Here is a 17,696-nt window from a genome sequence, read left to right as displayed (position 1 = left end):
ACGATGGGCGCTTATCTGATTCGACGCTTATTGCTGATTATCCCTACCCTGTGGGCGATTATCACCATCAACTTTTTCATTGTGCAAATTGCGCCGGGAGGGCCGGTTGATCAGGCTATTGCCGCCGTTGAGTTTGGCCATAGCAATGGCTTGCCGGGAGGCGGCAGCGAGGGTCTGCGCGCCAGTCACGCTCAAACCGGTACCGGGAATATCAGCGACAGCAGCTATCGTGGTGGGCGTGGTCTGGACCCCGAAGTGATCGCCGAGATCACCCAACGCTACGGCTTTGATAAACCCCTTCATGAGCGTTATTTCAAAATGCTGTGGGATTACGTCCGATTTGATTTCGGTAACAGTCTCTTCCGCAGCGCCTCGGTTTTACAGCTCATCAAAGACAGCCTGCCGGTTTCTATAACGCTCGGCTTGTGGGGCACGCTCATCATTTATCTGGTGTCGATCCCGCTCGGGATACGCAAAGCGGTGTACAACGGCAGTCGTTTCGATATCTGGAGCAGTACGTTCATTATTATTGGCTACGCGATTCCCGCGTTTCTGTTCGCTGTGCTGTTGATTGTTTTCTTTGCAGGCGGCAGCTATTTCGATATCTTCCCGCTGCGCGGGCTGGTGTCCGCAGATTTCAGTTCGCTTCCGTGGTATCAAAAAATCACCGATTACCTCTGGCACATTACCCTACCGGTACTGGCGACGGTGATTGGCGGATTTGCGGCCCTGACGATGCTGACTAAAAATGCTTTCCTCGATGAGATCCGCAAACAATACGTGGTCACCGCGCGCGCAAAAGGCGTCAGCGAAAAACAGATCATGTGGAAACACGTTTTCCGAAACGCCATGCTGCTGGTGATTGCCGGTTTTCCCGCCACGTTTATCAGTATGTTTTTCACCGGTTCGCTGCTGATTGAGGTGATGTTCTCCCTGAACGGGCTGGGCCTGCTCGGCTACGAAGCCACCGTGTCACGCGATTATCCGGTGATGTTTGGCACACTCTATATTTTCACCCTGATCGGTCTGCTGTTGAATATCATCAGCGATATCAGCTATACGCTGGTCGATCCCCGTATTGATTTTGAGGGCCGCTGATGCCGCATTTAAGCCCCGTCAACCAGGCCCGCTGGGCACGTTTTCGCCACAATCGTCGTGGATATTGGTCGCTGTGGATTTTTGCCGTGCTGTTTGTGCTGAGCCTGTGCTCTGAGCTGATTGCCAACGATAAACCGCTGCTGGTCCATTTTAATGACCGCTGGTATACGCCAGTGTTGAACAACTACAGCGAAAGCGATTTCGGCGGTCCGTTCGCGACCCCCGCGGATTACCAGGATCCCTGGCTTCGTGACCAGATAGACAGTCATGGCTGGGCGCTGTGGGCACCCGTCCGCTTTGGCGCGAACAGCATTAATTTTGCGACAACAACCCCTTTCCCTTCCGCACCTTCAGCTCAAAACTGGCTCGGAACGGATGCGAACGGTGGCGATGTGCTGGCACGTATTCTCTACGGCACGCGGATCTCCATTTTGTTCGGGCTGATGCTCACGCTATTCTCCAGCGTGATGGGCGTCGTAGCCGGTGCGATTCAGGGCTATTACGGCGGGAAAATTGATTTGTGGGGCCAACGCTTTATCGAAGTGTGGTCCGGAATGCCAACATTATTTTTGATTATTCTGCTCTCAAGCGTGGTTCAGCCCAATTTCTGGTGGCTGCTGGGTATCACGGTTATTTTTGGCTGGATGGCACTGGTCGGTGTCGTGCGCGCTGAATTTTTACGCACACGGAATTTTGATTATATTCGTGCCGCTCAGGCGCTCGGCGTCAGCGATCGCAGCATTATTTTTCGTCATATGTTGCCCAACGCTGTGGTCGCGACGCTGACGTTCCTGCCGTTTATTTTGTGCAGTTCGATCACCACGCTCACCTCGCTGGATTTTCTGGGCTTCGGGCTGCCGCTTGGCTCACCATCACTGGGCGAATTACTGTTGCAGGGCAAAAATAACCTTCAGGCTCCCTGGCTGGGTATTACGGCATTCCTTTCCGTTGCTGTGTTGCTCTCGTTACTGATTTTTATTGGCGAAGCGGTCCGCGATGCCTTCGATCCCAATAAGGCGATATAAGATGACGCAACCTCTTCTCAGTATCGACAATCTTTCTATCGCGTTTACTCATCAAGGTGAAACTCGCGAGGTAGTGAGCGACCTGTCGCTGCAGATTCAAGCCGGAGAGACGCTGGCGCTTGTGGGCGAATCCGGCTCGGGAAAAAGCGTGTCAGCGTTGTCTGTGCTGCGCCTGTTGCCCTCCCCTCCCGTTGTCTATCCGCAGGGCGATATTCTGTTCCACGGCCAGTCGCTGCTGCATGCAGACGAGCAAACGTTACGTGGCATCCGCGGCAATAAAATTGCGATGATCTTTCAGGAACCGATGGTCTCGCTGAATCCGCTGCACACGCTGGAAAAACAGCTCTACGAAGTGCTGTCGCTGCATCGCGGCATGCGTAAAGAAGCCGCCAGAGGGGAAATTCTGGACTGCCTTGAGCGCACAGGTATTCGCAACGCCGCTAAGCGCCTGACGGATTTCCCGCATCAGCTTTCAGGCGGCGAGCGCCAGCGTGTGATGATCGCCATGGCTCTGCTGACCCGTCCAGAACTGCTGATCGCCGATGAGCCGACGACTGCACTCGATGTCACGGTACAGGCGCAAATTTTGCAGTTACTGCGAGAGTTGCGTGAAGAGCTGAACATGAGCCTGTTGTTTATCACCCATAATCTCAGCATTGTGAAAAAACTCGCCGATAATGTGGCAGTCATGCAAAAAGGTCGCTGCGTTGAACAAAATACAGCCACAGCGCTCTTCCACGCGCCACAACACTCTTACACGCAACGTCTGCTTAACAGCGAGCCGTCGGGCGATCCGGTGCCACTCCCTGCTCACAGCACGCCGTTATTGAACGTTGAGGGGCTTAGCGTCTCGTTCCCTGTTCGCAAGGGGATTTTCCGCCGTGTTGTCGATCAAAATCATGTGCTGAAGAACGTCAGCTTTTCACTGCAGCCAGGCGAAACGCTCGGGTTGGTCGGCGAATCGGGATCGGGAAAAAGCACCACCGGGCTGGCGCTGCTGAGGTTAATTGCTTCACAAGGGGCCATTTTGTTTGATGGAAAACCGCTGCACAGTTTGAACCGGCGACAGATGTTGCCCGTGCGTCATCGGATGCAGGTGGTTTTTCAGGATCCCAATTCCTCACTTAACCCCCGACTCAACGTATTGCAAATTATTGAGGAAGGTCTGCGCGTGCATCGGCCAGAGCTGAGCGCCCGACAGCGTGAAAAAGAGGTGATTCGCGTGATGGAAGAAGTTGGGCTGGATCCGGAAACTCGCTTTCGTTATCCGGCTTCGTTTTCGGGGGGGCAACGCCAGCGTATCGCTATCTCACGGGCGCTGATCCTGAAACCGGAATTGATTATCCTCGATGAACCCACGTCATCGCTCGATAAAACCGTGCAGGCACAAATTCTGGCGTTACTGAAGGCACTGCAGGAAAAGCATCAGCTGGCGTATATCTTTATCAGCCACGATTTGCAGGTTGTGCGCGCGCTGTGCCATCAGGTGATTGTGCTGCGTCAAGGAGAAGTGGTCGAACAAGGTGACTGCCAGCGCGTGTTTTCCGCACCGACGCATGAATACACACGCCAGTTGTTAGCCTTGCGTTAAGGCTTAGAAAGGTTGTTGGCGGGAAAACGGTTCAGCGATCGCGACGCCAAAATTCTTCAGGCGGCAGGTGGCGGCAAATTCATCGTGGCTGTTAACAAACAGGCAGGGTTCACCTTCGCATTCCACGATAGAGCTGACCACTTCGATATCCGTCAAGGCCTGACTCAGGCGCTCCATGACCGGCCACGCATTTTCATCGTCGGAGCTAAGTAATTTCAGCGCCACGAGGCAATTATCGCAGTCGTTTCCACTTTGCGGAATCGGTTCAACCTTCGAACCTGCAAAACCCGCCAACCAGCGATAGCTCTGTGGCAAGCGATGGACTATGGAGAGCTGTAATGTATTCACGTTCTTTCCCCGGAAGCAAAAAGCCTTCACAATTTATTTACATTTATAGTAACACATCGTCGCTGACCTGCCTTTTTTTTGATGAGAAACCGCTTACAGCCTTATGTTACGGGCTTTGGTATCTCATTTTTCAGGGCGTTATTTTGTAAGTTACAGGCTCGCTTCGGCGCTATATGTACCCGTTTCTGCGATCTAACTCAACCTTTTTAACTACAACGATGTGACTTTTTACACAAATAGATTTTACATAAAAGAAACAATCACAGGGTAAACAAACGTCTGTTTGGTTGACGCGCATCAAAAAAGGGACCGTTTTGGTCCCTTTAAATTTATCAATGCGCTGATTTTCTCGGCCGACTGGCGTAGAGATAGAAGAGAATCGAACAGGTCGCGCAAAACGCGATAGACCAAATCATCGGCCAGGCGGTGTTAAACGTCGCCATTGAAAGCAGCGCGCCGACAATCGCGCCAATCCCAAAGCGGAATGTCCCAGCCAGCGATGATGCGGTTCCTGCCATGTGCGGAAACTCGTCGAGAATAACCGCCATCGCGTTCGATGAAACCATCGACACGCATCCTACAAACGCTGCCACGCCCACCACCAGCGCCCAGAAACCGACATCAAAGAAGGCGGTAAACACCATCCAAATTGCCATCACAAACTGGATCCTCAGGCCCGCACGGAACATATTCAGCGCTCCGGCACGACGGACAAAGCGGCTATTGATGATGGTCATAACGAACAGGAACACGATGTTTAGCGCAAAGTAATAACCGAAGTGCTGCGGCGAAACGTGGTTGATCTCGATGTAAACGAAGGGCCCGGCGCTCAGGAATGAGAACATCCCTGCAAAGCTAAAGCCGCTCGCCAACATATAGCTCAACACGCGTTTATGGCGGAACAACGCGGCAAAGTTGCCGATGGTGGTGCGAATATGAAATTTCTGCCGCCGTTCTACGGGCAAGGTTTCATCGATGAAGAAGAAGATCATCGCCGACGCCAGCAGCGCAGCAATCGCCAGGATCCAGAAAATGGCATGCCAGCTTAACCATACCAGCACTGCCCCACCAATCATGGGTGCCAGCAATGGCGCAATGGTGGTGACCAGCATGACGAACGACATCATCCGCGAGAACTCTTCTTTCGGGTAGATATCGCGCATCAGGGCGTTAATCACCACGCTCGCCGCCGCGGCCGCCAGACCATGTAAGAAACGCATCATGATCAGCTGTTCAATTGTTTGCGCCAGCGCGCAGGCCACCGCCGCTGCGGCAAACACCAGCGTTCCCCCCAGAATCACCGGCTTGCGCCCGATGCTGTCCGCCATTGGGCCGTACAGCAATTGTCCGACGGCAAAGCCGAGAATATAGGTGCTGAGTGTCATTTGCGCGCTGCCTGCTGGCACGCCGAACTGCGCGGAAATCACCGGCAACGCAGGCAAGTACATGTCGATTGACAGCGGCATCAGCATGGCCAGAAGGCCAAGGATAAAGACGATGCTGATTGATGAGTGTGGCCTGGTGGTCACAGTGTGCTCCTGAAATTAGCGTGGCGGCATGCCAACGCTGGCAATTTCTTCTTCCGTTAACGGGCGATATTCACCGGGTTCAAGATCCGGATCGAGGGCAATCTCACCAATACGTTCGCGATGCAGGCCAACCACACGGTTGCCCACAGCGGCGAACATTCTCTTCACCTGATGGTAGCGGCCTTCAATGATGGTCAAACGCACTTCGGTAGGCGTAATGACCTCAAGCACTGCGGGTTTAGTGAGATCTTTTTCATTATGCAGCTGAACGCCTTTGGTGAATTGTTCAGCCGTGTCATCCGCAACCGGCGACTCCAGCATCACCAGATAGGTTTTTTCACAGTGGTGGCGCGGAGACGTGATTCGGTGCGACCATTGACCATCATCGGTCATCAGCACCAGACCGGTCGTATCAATATCCAGACGCCCCGCCGCATGCAGTTTATGCGCGACCGGTTCTTCAAGGAAATAGAGTACGGTCGGGTGATCAGGGTCGTCCGTCGAACAAACGTAGCCTTGCGGCTTATTGAGCATAAAATAGCGTGAGCCAATTTGCTGGGTCAGCGTGTTACCGTCGAACTCCACATCATGTTCCGGGAGGAGTTTGAACGCGCTGTCTCTCACAATATCGCCGTCCACGGTAACGCGGCTGGCGCGAATTTCACGTCCGGCAATAGCGCGGCTGACGCTGAGTTGCTGAGCGATAAATTTATCAAGTCGCATGAAATCTAATTAGCCTTAAAGGTGCAGGAAGTCGGACAACATGTCCGAAAAAGAAGCAGTCAAGAACTGTCCAGTATAGCGGCCTATCTGCGCCACTCAAGGGAAAAAGTTTCGTGGCATACTCTATGCGAGAGAACAAAAACGAGAACCTATGACTTTTACACTTCGCCCCTATCAGCAAGAAGCCGTTGACGCGACGCTTGCCTGGTTTCGCAAACACAAAGAGCCTGCTGCGATTGTGCTGCCCACCGGCGCAGGAAAAAGCCTGGTCATCGCTGAGCTGGCGCGACTGGCGCGTGGCCGCGTGCTGGTGCTGGCGCACGTCAAAGAGCTGGTCGCGCAGAATCACGCTAAATATCGGGCATTTGGTCTGGAGGCCGATATTTTCGCCGCCGGACTCAAGCGTAAAGAGAGCCATGGCAAGGTGGTTTTTGGCAGCGTACAGTCGGTGGCGCGAAATCTTGAGCTGTTCCGCAGTGAGTTCTCGCTGCTGATTATTGATGAGTGCCATCGCATCAGCGATGACAACGACAGTCAGTATCAGCAGATTCTCACTCACCTTAAAGAGGTCAATCCGCAGGTGCGTTTGCTGGGGTTGACCGCCACCCCGTTTCGTCTGGGTAAAGGCTGGATTTATCAGTTTCATTATCACGGTATGGTTCGCGGCGATGAGAAAGCGTTGTTTCGCGATTGCATCTATGAACTGCCACTTCGCTACATGATCAAGCATGGTTATTTGACGCCACCTGAACGCCTGGACATGCCCGTGGTACAGTATGATTTCAGCCGCTTACAGGCACAGAGCAATGGGTTGTTTAGCGAAGCGGACATGAATCTGGAGCTGAAAAAGCAGCAGCGTATTACACCGCATATCATCAGCCAGATTGAAGAGTTTGCTCAGACGCGCAAAGGGGTGATGATTTTCGCCGCCACCGTGGAACATGCCCGCGAAATCACCGGCTTGCTGCCGAAAAATGACGCCGCATTAATTACCGGTGAAACGCCCGGCCAGGAGCGCGATACGCTCATCGAAGCCTTTAAAGCGCAGCAGTTCCGCTTTCTGGTGAACGTCTCGGTATTGACAACCGGATTTGACGCGCCGCACGTCGATTTGATTGCGATTTTGCGCCCCACCGAATCCGTCAGCTTGTATCAGCAAATCGTCGGGCGCGGGTTACGGCTGGCACCCGGCAAAACCGACTGCCTGATTCTCGATTACGCCGGTAATCCGCACGACCTGTATTCGCCGGAAGTGGGGACGCCAAAAGGCAAAAGCGGCAACGTTCCGGTACAAGTTTTTTGCCCGGCCTGCGGTTTTGCCAACACTTTTTGGGGGAAAATGACCGCCGAAGGCACGCTCGTTGAGCATTTTGGTCGCCGCTGCCAGGGCTGGTTTGAGGACGACGAAGGCCATCGCGAACAGTGCGATTTCCGCTTCCGCTTTAAAAACTGCCCGCAGTGCAACGCTGAAAATGATATCGCCGCGCGACGCTGCCGTGAATGTGACACCGTTTTGGTCGATCCCGATGACATGCTGAAAGCGGCGCTGAAGCTCAAAGATGCGCTGGTGTTGCGCTGTTCCGGAATGGCGCTGCAACCCGGCGCGGATGACAAAGGCGAGTGGCTGAAAATCACCTATTACGACGAGGACGGCGCGGACGTCAGCGAACGCTTCCGGCTGCACACGCCCGCTCAGCGCACCGCGTTTGAACAGCTGTTTATCCGCCCGCATACCCGAACGCCTGGCGTGCCGTTGCGCTGGATCACCGTCGCGGATATCGTCCACCAGCAGGCGTTTTTGCGTCACCCTGATTTTGTTGTTGCGCGTAAAAAAGGTCAGTTCTGGCAGGTGCGTGAGAAGGTGTTCGACTACGAAGGGCGTTTCCGCCGGGCCAATGAATTGCGGGGATAAAGGGACTTTTGATTGATGTAAAGTGTGTTTGAGTATAAAATGCCGCCCGCTTCACATCCGTGAGGCAGAACACTTACCTGCTGCTGGGTCGCCTGTAGCAGGACTTATTTACAGAGAGAAATCAATGTTCACTATCAATGCAGAAGTACGTGCAGTGCAGGGTAAGGGTGCGAGCCGCCGCCTGCGCGCAGCTAACAAGTTCCCGGCTATCATTTATGGTGGCGAAGCTGCTCCAGTTGCTATCGAAATGGATCAGGATAAAGTCTGGAACCAGCAGACTAAAGAAGGGTTCTACACTGAAGTTCTGACTATCGTTATCGATGGTAAAGAAGAAAAAGTGAAAGTTCAGGCTGTTCAGCGTCACCCGTTCAAGCCAAAACTGTCTCACGTCGACTTCGTTCGCGCTTAATCGCCAACAAGTTGAGAAAAAACCCCGCAGCGCGGGGTTTTTTTATGGCTGCTATTTACCGCCTGACGTACGGCGCTGCAGCTGATCGCGCAGGTTTGGTGGCGTCCCTTTGATGGTCAGCGTGTCGGTTGCCGGATCCCAGAAGATGCGTTCACCCAGCAGCATGGCGTCAAAATTGACGGTTAACCCACCGCCGCTCCCAGCAAATTTGGTTAACTGGCGCAGCGTACTGCGATCCGCCGGGAAACTCTCTTCCAGCTCATAGCCTTTATCAGCCGTAAATTCCTGGAAGCTGACTTCGCTGACGCCCGCTAACTCTTTTGACAGTGATTCAAGCTCAATCTCTTCGCCAGCCTGCAACTGCTCGCTGCAATAGCTGTAAACCTGCTGACGCACGTTCTGGCGCTCAGATTTATCAAGTTGCGCCTCTGCGGTGAAATCATCCAGCGCCTGCAACAACCCTTTATTTTGCGCTTTCGCGTTCAGGCCTTCGCTGGCACCGAGGAAGTCCATAAAGAAGTCCGACACTTTGCGCCCGACACGCCCTTTCAGGAACGTCAGATAGCGAGTAGATTCCGGGTTGGTTTCCCATTCGGTCAAATCAATGCGCGCTACGATATCGGCATGGTTGATATCCAGATAGTGCGTGGAGCTGATGTCGAGCTGCTCATTCACACGCATACTGCTCAGATTGTTCAGCACGGTGACCAGCAAATATTCCACCGCCAGATAGCGATACTGGCAGAACAGCACGATACCGCCATCCGCAAAGGGATATTTCGCCAGTTCGTCGCGCAGACGCCCTGTCGCCGCCCGGCTAAACGCCAGGAAATCCTCTTCACCCTGTCGCTGCAAGCGCAAGCTTTGTGCCAGCTCACTCTCTTCGTTGAACATGCCATAGGCTTTGTTTTTGGCACTGTAAACGCGGTGTAATTCCGCCATCATTTCCGTAACGGTTGACGTTGGTTCCAGTAACGAATCGCGCAGCACCAGCTCAAGGGTTTGCTCATCACGCTTGATAAGCTGGTGCAACGCAATCTGGTTGATATCCAGACTCATGATAAACTCTCCTTTTAGACGGACGGTATTCAACCACCCCCTACGAATCTGTGCAACAGAAGAACAGAAGATAAAAAAGGGGAAAAAAAGCTGTTGCTACGGTAATATGTTGCCCTTTCATCAACGAACTGATTTCGATTTATGCCACAACATTCCCGCTATAGTGATGAACACGTTGAACAACTGCTCAGTGAGCTGGCCAACGTACTTGAAAAAAACAAAACGCCGACCGATCTTTCTCTGATGGTTTTGGGAAATATGGTCACCAACCTTATCAATACCAGCGTTGCTCCGGCTCAACGTCAGGCGATCGCAAAATCATTCGCCCAGGCATTGCAGTCCTCGGTGAGTAACGATCAGGCGCATTAAGGGAAACGAACAACAGTTTATGGTGACGAATCGTCAGCGCTACCGCGAAAAAGTCTCCCAGATGGTTAGCTGGGGGCACTGGTTTGCCTTGTTCAACATTTTGTTGGGCATGGTGCTGGGCAGCCGTTATCTGTTCGTGGCCGACTGGCCGACGACGCTAACCGGGCGTATTTACTCCTGGATAAGCCTGGTGGGGCATTTTAGCTTTTTAGTCTTCGCCACGTACCTGCTGATTCTTTTCCCCCTGACGTTTATCGTCATGTCGCAGCGGCTGATGCGGTTTTTATCCGCCATCCTTGCCACTGCGGGCATGACGCTGCTGCTTATTGACAGCGAAGTCTTCACACGTTTCCACCTGCATCTCAATCCCATCGTCTGGGAACTGGTGATTAACCCCGACCAGAACGAAACCGCACGTGACTGGCAGCTGATGTTTATCAGCGTGCCCATTATTCTGCTGATTGAGATGCTGTTTGCCACCTGGAGCTGGCAAAAACTCCGTAGCCTGACGCGTCGTCGTCACTACGCCAAACCTGTCGCCGCGCTATTTTTCGTGGCGTTTATCAGCTCACATGTCATGTACATTTGGGCTGATGCTAATTTCTACCGCCCAATCACCATGCAGCGCGCCAACTTGCCGCTTTCCTACCCGATGACAGCGCGTCGCTTCCTGGAAAAACACGGGCTGCTTGATGCGCAGGAATATCAGCGTCGCCTGGTCGAGCAAGGCAATCCAGAGGCCGTGTCGGTACAGTATCCGCTGAGCGACTTACGCTATCGCGATATGGGACAAGGCCAAAACGTCTTGCTCATCACCGTCGACGGTCTGAATTATTCTCGCTATGAGAAACAGATGCCTGCGCTGGCAGAATTCGCCGAGCAAAACATTAACTTCACGCAGCATATGAGCTCCGGGAATAGCACCGATGCAGGCATTTTCGGTCTGTTCTATGGCATTTCTGCGGGTTATATGGATGGCGTGTTGTCTTCTCGTACGCCTGCGGCACTGATAACCTCGCTTAATCAGCAAGGTTATCAACTGGGGCTGTTCTCATCGGACGGGTTCAGCAGCCCGCTTTACCGACAGGCGTTGTTGTCCGACTTCTCGCTGCCTGCTGCGCAGAGTCAGTCCGACGATAAAACGGCGGATCAGTGGGTGAACTGGCTGAATCGCTATGCGCAGGAAGATAACCGCTGGTTCTCCTGGGTAGCGTTTAACGGCACGACGCTGGATGACAGCAATCAGAAAGGCTTTGCCCGTCGATACAGCCGTGCGGCTGGCGATGTTGACGCGCAGATCGCGCGCGTCATTAACGCACTCCGTGAATCCGGCAAACTGGATAATACCGTGGTGATCATTACCGCAGGCCACGGTGTGCCGCTGGGTGATGAGACAAAAGAAATGGAATGGTCGCGCCCTAACCTGCACGTCCCGCTGGTTGTTCACTGGCCGGGCACGCCTGCACAACGCATCAGCATGTTGACCGATCACAAAGACGTCATGACGACGTTGATGCAGCGGTTGCTGCACGTCAGCACACCGGCGAATGAATACTCACAGGGTCAGGATATTTTCAGCGCCACGCGACGTCACAACTGGGTGACGGCAGCCAGCGGAAATACTCTGGCAGTCACGACGCCAGTGCTGACATTGGTGCTTGGCAGCAATGGTAATTACCAGACGTATAACCTGCAGGGTGAGAAAATACATGACCAGAAACCGCAGTTGAGTCTGCTGCTTCAGGTGCTGACGGACGAGAAACGGTTCATCGCTAACTGATTAAAAATGAGTCAGTTAGCGTGACACGGACTTGCATTCATTCTGCAAATGGTTAGTATGATTTTCTACGGAAACGGCACGTAGCGCAGCCTGGTAGCGCATCGTCATGGGGTGGCGAGGGTCGAGAGTTCAAATCTCTCCGTGCCCGACCAAAATTTCTTCATAAAAAAACCAACCGCTCAGGGTTGGTTTTTTATGTCTAGTCGGTTACTTCTTTTCACTGCCACCGAGGAAAAATATTCCCAACGGGATGGCGAGGAGAACCGTAAAGACCAGGCTGTAGACAAAGATCATCGCCGATTGCAGCACAAACATGCTGGTCGTCCAGTGCGAAAGCGGAATGTTGTACTGCTCGATCACCCCGACAATCGTGGCCCGGCCAACGCACGTCGCGGCAATCATAAACACAACGAAAAGTGCCACTAAAAACTTTCGGCCTTCAGGCGTATTAAGCTTAGCGCGTACCATCATGTCTCTTGCCCCTTCACAGATGAATAACAATATTTGCTGCTCACCCTAACACGTTCACCCCTTTCATTCCATATCAGCATTTACATCCACACAAGAGCAAAATCGCCAGTCACATACTCTGCTAAATATGAAAATATGAGTAAATAATATCAACCTTCACAATTAGCTATGCTAGCCTTGCACCGATCGTTTGACATACAAGGAATGACTGTGAAAAACGCACCTATATTTGCTATTGCCCTTCTCGCCGCTGCCTGCATGAACACCAGCGCTTTCGCCAGTGAGACGCCAAAAAATGCGCCGCTGGAAAAAATCGCCCCGTGGCCACAGGCCGATAAAGGGATGAAGCGCCAGGTTATCCAGCTCCCTGCTCAGCAAGATGAGTCAGGTTACAAGGTTGAATTACTGATTGGGCAGAATCTGGAAGTGGACTGCAACCTGCATCGTCTTGGCGGCAAACTGGAAAGCAAAACGCTGGAAGGCTGGGGCTATGACTATTACGTCTTCGATAACGTCACCTCGCCGGTATCGACCATGATGGCCTGTCCGGAAAAGACGAAAACGCAGAAGTTCGTGACGGCGTATCTGGGCGATAACAGTCTGCTGCGCTATAACAGCAAGCTGCCGATCGTGGTGTATACGCCTGAGAATATTGACGTGAAATATCGTATCTGGAAAGCGGAAGAGAAGATCGAAAACGCGGTTGTGCGTTAAAAATAAAGCCGGGTAATGATACCCGGCTTTTTTTATTCTCAGAGTGCGATATCCGCGACCGGTTTAGAGTCCGGCTGAGGTTTTAACTGCGGTTGCGCTTGTGGCGCAGCAACAGCCGTTTGCGGTTTTTCATACTTGAGCTGCAGAACGCGGCTGGTGAATTCCAGCTCCTGTTCCGTCGCTGCCACGTTACCGTTCAGCTTGGTGCCGTAAGACGGAATAATGGTTTTCAGTTTCACCTGCCATTCCGGGCTGGCAACTTTATCTTTAAACACTTTTTCCATCAGGTGCAGCATGATAGGCGCGGCTGTTGATGCACCAGGAGAAGCCCCCAGCAGCGCAGCAATCGTGCCCTCTTTATCGCTCACCACTTCCGTGCCCAGACGCAATACGCCGCCTTCTTTCGGATCACGTTTGATGATTTGCACGCGCTGGCCAGCCTGCCATAAACGCCAGTCTTCTTTTTTCGCCTGCGGATAATATTCTTGCAACGCCGCAAAACGATCGTCATCGGACAGCATCACCTGGCTCATCAGATACTTCACCAGATCGAAGTTATCCATGCCCACATCAACCATCGGCATAAAGTTAGACGTGGTGGTAGAGCTGAGCAGATCCCACAGCGAACCGTTTTTCAGGAATTTGGTGGAGAAGGTGGCGAACGGCCCAAACAGCACCACGCGCTTACCGTCCAGCATACGGGTATCGATATGCGGTACGGACATTGGTGGCGCACCGACAGAAGCCTGGCCGTACACTTTCGCCAGGTGACGATTCACCACTTCCGGATTCTCGGATACCAGGAATTGTCCGCCCACCGGGAAGCCCGCATAGTCGTCAGCTTCCGGAATACCGGTTTCCTGCAACAGTTTTAACGCTGCGCCACCCGCGCCGATAAAGACAAATTTCGCCTTGATGACGTGTTCTGCTTCGTTGTTTTTCAGATCGGCAACCGTCACGCTCCAGCTGTTATCCGCGTTACGCTTAAAGCCGCGGACTTCGGTGCTGAGCTGCAAATGGAAGTCATCTTTTTTCTGCAAAGAGGCAACCAGCTGACGCGTGATTTCGCCGTAGTTAACGTCGGTGCCGATTTCAGTACGTGTCGCCGCCACCTTCTGGTTTGGGTCGCGCCCTTCCATGACCAGCGGTGCCCACTCTTTGATTTGAGCATGATCTTCAGAGAACTTCATGCCGCGGAACAGGCTGCTCTGTTGCAAAGCGGTGTAGCGTGCGCGCAGGAAGTTCACGTTTTGATCGCCCCACACAAAGCTCATGTGCGGCACGGTGTTAATAAATGAGTGCGGGTCGTGCATTACGCCGCTGTTGACCTGATGTGACCAGAACTGGCGCGAAACCTGGAATGCTTCGTTGATCTCAACGGCCTTCTCGATACTAATGGAACCGTCCTTTTTCTGCGGTGTATAGTTCAGTTCCATGAGTGCCGAGTGGCCCGTACCGGCGTTATTCCAGCCGTTCGAACTTTCTTTTGCCACGCCATCGAGGCGTTCAACCATGGTCATCGACCAGTCCGGCTGTAATTCTTGCAGATACGTTCCCAGAGTGGCGCTCATGATGCCGCCGCCAATTAAAAGGACATCCGTTTCTTGCTCTTTCGGCGCATCGGCCATCGCGGTCATAGAGACAGCGTTCAGCCCCACCGCCATAGAAAAGAGCATGGCAGTCATTTTTTTCATCATTTATGCCTTACTTGTTGTCTTGGTTTGTACGTGGAATTGCAGGTCAAATAAGCTGCGGGGCAACGGTATCAATTATCAACTCGCGTTTAAAGGTTACGAAATTATTGTAATTGTGAAATTTAATGATGGAATGTTTATAAGGGTATTGTTTAGTCGACTGGCAAAGCGTGCTTTTTCTGGCTACTATGCTGCACTTTGTGATCGCGCGCACGGAAGCCTGCCCTAACCTGCGAATTTTATGTCAATACCACAATCCACGGCCCTGACGCCTGATGATGGCCGCGTCGCGAGCGTTTTGCGTTCGCCAAAACTGTTCATGCGTGAAACCTTAGCGGGCGTCATTACGGCGCTGGCCCTGATCCCCGAAGTGATCTCTTTTTCGGTAGTCGCGGGCGTTGACCCGAAAGTCAGTCTGATTGCGTCGGTGGTGCTGTGTCTGGCAATGTCCGTGATGGGCGGTCGTCCAGCGATGGTCACCGCCGCTGCCGGTTCCGTTGCGTTAGTCATCGGCCCGATGGTGGCTCAGCATGGCGTTCAGTACATTTTGCCTGCCGTGATCCTGGCCGGAATCATTCAAATTCTGTTTGGCGTGCTGGGTATGGCGCGCCTGATGCGTTTTATTCCGCAGCCCGTGATGACCGGGTTTGTGAATGCCCTCGGCGTGCTGATTTTCTTTGCGCAGGTTCCCCATTTCTGGACCAAAAGCCCGCTGATTGTCGGCCTGTTTGTGCTGACGCTCCTGATCGTTCTGTGGGTACCGCGCTTTATTAAAAGCGTTCCGTCGCCGCTGATTGCGATTGTCCTCCTGACGCTTTTCACCGTGTTCAGTGGGCAAATTCTGCCGACCGTGGGCGACGAAGGCTCCATGAGCAGCGGCTTACCGGGTTTTACGCAATTACTGGTGCCATTAAATCTGCAAACGCTGAACATCATCTGGCCATGCGCATTGAGTATCGCGTTCGTTGGTTTGATGGAGTCGTTGTTGACGGCAAAGCTGGTGGATGAGCTGACCGCAACGCCTTCGAGCAAGCGTCGGGAAAGTATTGGCCTTGGCGTGGCGAACATCATGTCGGGATGTTACGGAGGGATCGCCGGATGCGCGATGATTGGACAAACCATCGTCAACGTCGAGATGGGCAAAGGCCGCAGCCGTGTTTCGACAATGGCCGCTGGGCTGGTGCTGCTCGTTCTGGTGACCGCCCTGAGTGACGTTATGGCGAAAATCCCGATGGCCGTGCTGGCCGGGATTATGGCGGTCGTCGCCTTTAAGACGTTTAACTGGCACAGCCTTCAACCCACAACGGTGAAAGGCGCACCGATTGCGGAAACGCTGGTGATGCTCGTGACCGTGGCTGCCACTGTTTATACCGGCAATCTGGCGATTGGCGTGCTGGGCGGGATCGTCATTATGGCGATCGTTCCCGCCCGGCTAAAACTTAAGCGCGCCGCTACATCAGGAAAATCGTCGCCAACCCAAGGAAAATAAAGAACCCGCCGGTATCGGTAATGGCGGTGATCATGACGCTCGATCCCACTGCGGGGTCGCGCCCCAGTTTGGTCATCGTCAGAGGAATGATAACGCCCATCACGGCGGCCATCAGCAAATTGAGCACCATTGCCAGCGTCATCACGCCGCCGAGTGCCATGTCACCATAGAGCCACCAGGTGACGCAGCCCATAATCCCGCCCCAGACCAGGCCGTTGATTAGCGCAACGCCCATCTCTCTGAATATCAGGAAGCTAAAGTTCCCCGGCTGAATATGCTGCAGCGCCAGCGCGCGCACAATCATGGTGATAGTTTGGTTGCCCGTATTCCCGCCGATTCCCGCGACAATGGGCATCAGGGAGGCAAGGGCTACGAGTTGCGAAATGGTATGTTCAAACCCGTCGATAACGCGCGACGCAATAAATGCGGTGCATAAGTTCACCGCCAGCCACGCCCAGCGCGTTTTAACCGCTTTACTCACGGGGGCGTAGACATCTTCTTCGGCGCTCAAGCCCCCCATCGCACGCATGTCGTTATCAGTCTCTTCATAGACAACATCAACGATCTCATCGATGGTGACACGGCCCATCAATTTTCCCACCGAATCGACCACCGCGGCGCTGATCAGGTTGTCACGCTCAAAGGTTCGCGCGGCTTTTTCCGCGTCATCTTCCGGGGAGAAAATCATCGGCTGCGTTTCCATCACTTCGCTCACCCGTCTCTGGCTGCCGTTCAGCAAAATAGTTTGCAGCGTCAGTTCACCCAGCAGCGTTTTATCACGCGACGTCACGAACAGTTTGTCGGTGTTCTGCGGCATCTTGCCTCGACGCCGCAAAAAGCGCTGCACGGTGGCGAGCGTGACGTCCGGGCGAACCATAATCACCTCGAACTCCATGATCGCCCCGACGCTGTTTTTCGCGTAATTCATCACCTGGCGCACACGCGCGCGCTCTTCCGCCGGCAACGAAGCCAGCATGCGGCCCGTCAGGTTACGCGGCAGGTGTTGTACCAGATAGATCTGCTCGTCGATATCGAGCGTTTGCATGGCCTCGAGAATATCGCGGTCGCTCATATCATCGATAAGATCGTCCCAGACGTTCTCTGACGCTTCTAATAAGACTTGTCCACGCTCGTGAACCTGCACCAGCCGCCATAGTGCGTGGCGCTCTTCCGAAGGCAGCGCTTCGAGGGTATCCGCCAGATCCGGCGGTGGCAGGTGAGCCACTAACGCCCCTACCTCAGCAATATCGTCGGCCAGCGTGCCGACGTCATATTGCTCAGCCAGGGTGAGTTTGCCCAATAGCGTCGATGTAACGGCTTTATCCGTAGTCAGGAGCCAGATGAGTCGGGCACGCTCCTGGTCGCGCAGCCTTGCGCTGTTTTTGTTTATAACAGACATCAATCATTAATCCATGAAATGAGTTGGCAGTAAGAATAGCGCGGGGATATGTAAATGATAATAAACAGAGGAAAAATAGGGAAAAA

The 17,696-nt window shown here is 53.3% G+C and carries 15 protein-coding genes, 1 tRNA gene and 1 pseudogene; 10 read left to right on the top strand and 7 right to left on the bottom strand.

Features of this window, described 5'->3' with window-relative positions; all coding sequences use genetic code 11:
* Positions 1-3 precede the first annotated feature (3 nt).
* The 3 genes from ACKI5T_RS13640 to yejF are packed head-to-tail and all read left to right on the top strand — an operon-like array spanning position 4 to position 3,714.
* On the top strand, positions 4-1,098 hold the full coding sequence (locus tag ACKI5T_RS13640) for a microcin C ABC transporter permease YejB (protein WP_015959772.1): 1,095 nt from the start codon (positions 4-6) through the stop codon (positions 1,096-1,098).
* Entirely contained in the window at positions 1,098-2,123 is a 1,026-nt protein-coding gene (locus ACKI5T_RS13635; RefSeq protein WP_186752536.1) for an ABC transporter permease, read from the top strand. Before ACKI5T_RS13640 ends, ACKI5T_RS13635 begins: the two co-directional genes overlap by 1 nt.
* A gap of 1 nt (position 2,124) precedes the next feature.
* Positions 2,125-3,714 (top strand): microcin C ABC transporter ATP-binding protein YejF, encoded by a 1,590-nt coding sequence (gene yejF, locus ACKI5T_RS13630; RefSeq protein ID WP_407438100.1) that lies wholly within the window; start codon positions 2,125-2,127, stop codon positions 3,712-3,714.
* Between the two features lie 3 nt (positions 3,715-3,717).
* Here yejF and ACKI5T_RS13625 read toward each other — a convergent pair whose 3' ends face one another.
* The 3 genes from ACKI5T_RS13625 to rsuA form a co-directional block, all read right to left on the bottom strand.
* A complete protein-coding gene (locus ACKI5T_RS13625; protein WP_407438099.1) occupies positions 3,718-4,062 on the bottom strand; it encodes a YejG family protein in 345 nt (114 codons plus the stop codon).
* A 332-nt stretch (positions 4,063-4,394) separates the two neighbouring features.
* A complete protein-coding gene (locus ACKI5T_RS13620) occupies positions 4,395-5,591 on the bottom strand; it encodes a Bcr/CflA family multidrug efflux MFS transporter (protein WP_407438098.1) in 1,197 nt (398 codons plus the stop codon).
* A gap of 15 nt (positions 5,592-5,606) precedes the next feature.
* Positions 5,607-6,314, bottom strand: a complete 708-nt coding sequence (gene rsuA, locus ACKI5T_RS13615; protein WP_407438096.1) for a 16S rRNA pseudouridine(516) synthase RsuA — start codon at positions 6,312-6,314, stop codon at positions 5,607-5,609.
* Positions 6,315-6,465: 151 nt separating this feature from the next.
* Between rsuA and ACKI5T_RS13610 the strand changes: the two genes are divergently transcribed.
* Both ACKI5T_RS13610 and rplY read left to right on the top strand, forming a co-directional pair.
* Positions 6,466-8,226 carry a DEAD/DEAH box helicase gene (locus ACKI5T_RS13610; protein ID WP_407438094.1) on the top strand — a complete coding sequence of 587 codons (1,761 nt, stop codon included), beginning with the start codon at positions 6,466-6,468 and terminating at the stop codon, positions 8,224-8,226.
* 124 nt (positions 8,227-8,350) lie between these two features.
* Positions 8,351-8,635 carry a 50S ribosomal protein L25 gene (gene rplY / locus ACKI5T_RS13605; protein WP_015959779.1) on the top strand — a complete coding sequence of 95 codons (285 nt, stop codon included), beginning with the start codon at positions 8,351-8,353 and terminating at the stop codon, positions 8,633-8,635.
* Positions 8,636-8,686: 51 nt separating this feature from the next.
* Here rplY and yejK read toward each other — a convergent pair whose 3' ends face one another.
* A complete protein-coding gene (gene yejK, locus ACKI5T_RS13600) occupies positions 8,687-9,694 on the bottom strand; it encodes a nucleoid-associated protein YejK (RefSeq protein WP_015959780.1) in 1,008 nt (335 codons plus the stop codon).
* A gap of 141 nt (positions 9,695-9,835) precedes the next feature.
* Between yejK and ACKI5T_RS13595 the strand changes: the two genes are divergently transcribed.
* From ACKI5T_RS13595 to ACKI5T_RS13585, 3 genes are all read left to right on the top strand, one after another.
* Entirely contained in the window at positions 9,836-10,063 is a 228-nt protein-coding gene (locus ACKI5T_RS13595) for a YejL family protein (RefSeq protein ID WP_015959781.1), read from the top strand.
* A gap of 19 nt (positions 10,064-10,082) precedes the next feature.
* Positions 10,083-11,843 carry an LPS biosynthesis-modulating metalloenzyme YejM gene (gene yejM, locus ACKI5T_RS13590; protein WP_407438091.1) on the top strand — a complete coding sequence of 587 codons (1,761 nt, stop codon included), beginning with the start codon at positions 10,083-10,085 and terminating at the stop codon, positions 11,841-11,843.
* A 74-nt stretch (positions 11,844-11,917) separates the two neighbouring features.
* A tRNA-Pro gene (locus ACKI5T_RS13585) sits at positions 11,918-11,995 on the top strand.
* 55 nt (positions 11,996-12,050) lie between these two features.
* Here the strand turns inward: ACKI5T_RS13585 and ACKI5T_RS13580 are convergent.
* On the bottom strand, positions 12,051-12,311 hold the full coding sequence (locus tag ACKI5T_RS13580; RefSeq protein WP_041689699.1) for a DUF2534 family protein: 261 nt from the start codon (positions 12,309-12,311) through the stop codon (positions 12,051-12,053).
* 207 nt (positions 12,312-12,518) lie between these two features.
* Here ACKI5T_RS13580 and eco point away from each other — a divergent pair, with 207 nt between their 5' ends.
* Positions 12,519-13,028 (top strand): serine protease inhibitor ecotin, encoded by a 510-nt coding sequence (gene eco, locus ACKI5T_RS13575; RefSeq protein ID WP_407438089.1) that lies wholly within the window; start codon positions 12,519-12,521, stop codon positions 13,026-13,028.
* A gap of 38 nt (positions 13,029-13,066) precedes the next feature.
* On the opposite strand, the gene mqo is transcribed toward eco, so the two are convergent.
* On the bottom strand, positions 13,067-14,722 hold the full coding sequence (gene mqo / locus ACKI5T_RS13570; RefSeq protein ID WP_407438186.1) for a malate dehydrogenase (quinone): 1,656 nt from the start codon (positions 14,720-14,722) through the stop codon (positions 13,067-13,069).
* 188 nt (positions 14,723-14,910) lie between these two features.
* Here mqo and ACKI5T_RS13565 point away from each other — a divergent pair.
* Positions 14,911-16,211: pseudogene (locus ACKI5T_RS13565) on the top strand (SulP family inorganic anion transporter).
* Here ACKI5T_RS13565 and mgtE read toward each other — a convergent pair.
* Positions 16,174-17,610, bottom strand: coding sequence for a magnesium transporter (mgtE, locus tag ACKI5T_RS13560; RefSeq protein ID WP_407438087.1), 1,437 nt, complete (start codon positions 17,608-17,610; stop codon positions 16,174-16,176). The pseudogene ACKI5T_RS13565 and the gene mgtE sit on opposite strands and share 38 nt — an antisense overlap.
* Positions 17,611-17,696 lie beyond the last annotated feature (86 nt).

The sequence above is a fragment of the Lelliottia sp. genome (assembly GCF_045627565.1).
Taxonomy (GTDB): domain Bacteria; phylum Pseudomonadota; class Gammaproteobacteria; order Enterobacterales; family Enterobacteriaceae; genus Enterobacter.
Note: the sequence above shows the minus strand (reverse complement) of the source record. Positions and strands in the feature narration are given on the sequence as shown.

What these genes read in the sequence shown, in the direction of transcription:
- rplY (WP_015959779.1), top strand. Translation starts at nt 8,351, where the DNA reads ATGTTCACTATCAATGCAGAAGTACGTGCAGTGCAGGGTAAGGGTGCG.
- ACKI5T_RS13580 (WP_041689699.1), bottom strand. Translation starts at nt 12,311, where the DNA reads ATGGTACGCGCTAAGCTTAATACGCCTGAAGGCCGAAAGTTTTTAGTG.
- yejM (WP_407438091.1), top strand. Translation starts at nt 10,083, where the DNA reads ATGGTGACGAATCGTCAGCGCTACCGCGAAAAAGTCTCCCAGATGGTT.
- mgtE (WP_407438087.1), bottom strand. Translation starts at nt 17,610, where the DNA reads ATGTCTGTTATAAACAAAAACAGCGCAAGGCTGCGCGACCAGGAGCGT.
- eco (WP_407438089.1), top strand. Translation starts at nt 12,519, where the DNA reads ATGACTGTGAAAAACGCACCTATATTTGCTATTGCCCTTCTCGCCGCT.
- ACKI5T_RS13610 (WP_407438094.1), top strand. Translation starts at nt 6,466, where the DNA reads ATGACTTTTACACTTCGCCCCTATCAGCAAGAAGCCGTTGACGCGACG.
- ACKI5T_RS13635 (WP_186752536.1), top strand. Translation starts at nt 1,098, where the DNA reads ATGCCGCATTTAAGCCCCGTCAACCAGGCCCGCTGGGCACGTTTTCGC.
- yejK (WP_015959780.1), bottom strand. Translation starts at nt 9,694, where the DNA reads ATGAGTCTGGATATCAACCAGATTGCGTTGCACCAGCTTATCAAGCGT.
- yejF (WP_407438100.1), top strand. Translation starts at nt 2,125, where the DNA reads ATGACGCAACCTCTTCTCAGTATCGACAATCTTTCTATCGCGTTTACT.
- mqo (WP_407438186.1), bottom strand. Translation starts at nt 14,722, where the DNA reads ATGAAAAAAATGACTGCCATGCTCTTTTCTATGGCGGTGGGGCTGAAC.
- ACKI5T_RS13640 (WP_015959772.1), top strand. Translation starts at nt 4, where the DNA reads ATGGGCGCTTATCTGATTCGACGCTTATTGCTGATTATCCCTACCCTG.
- ACKI5T_RS13595 (WP_015959781.1), top strand. Translation starts at nt 9,836, where the DNA reads ATGCCACAACATTCCCGCTATAGTGATGAACACGTTGAACAACTGCTC.
- rsuA (WP_407438096.1), bottom strand. Translation starts at nt 6,314, where the DNA reads ATGCGACTTGATAAATTTATCGCTCAGCAACTCAGCGTCAGCCGCGCT.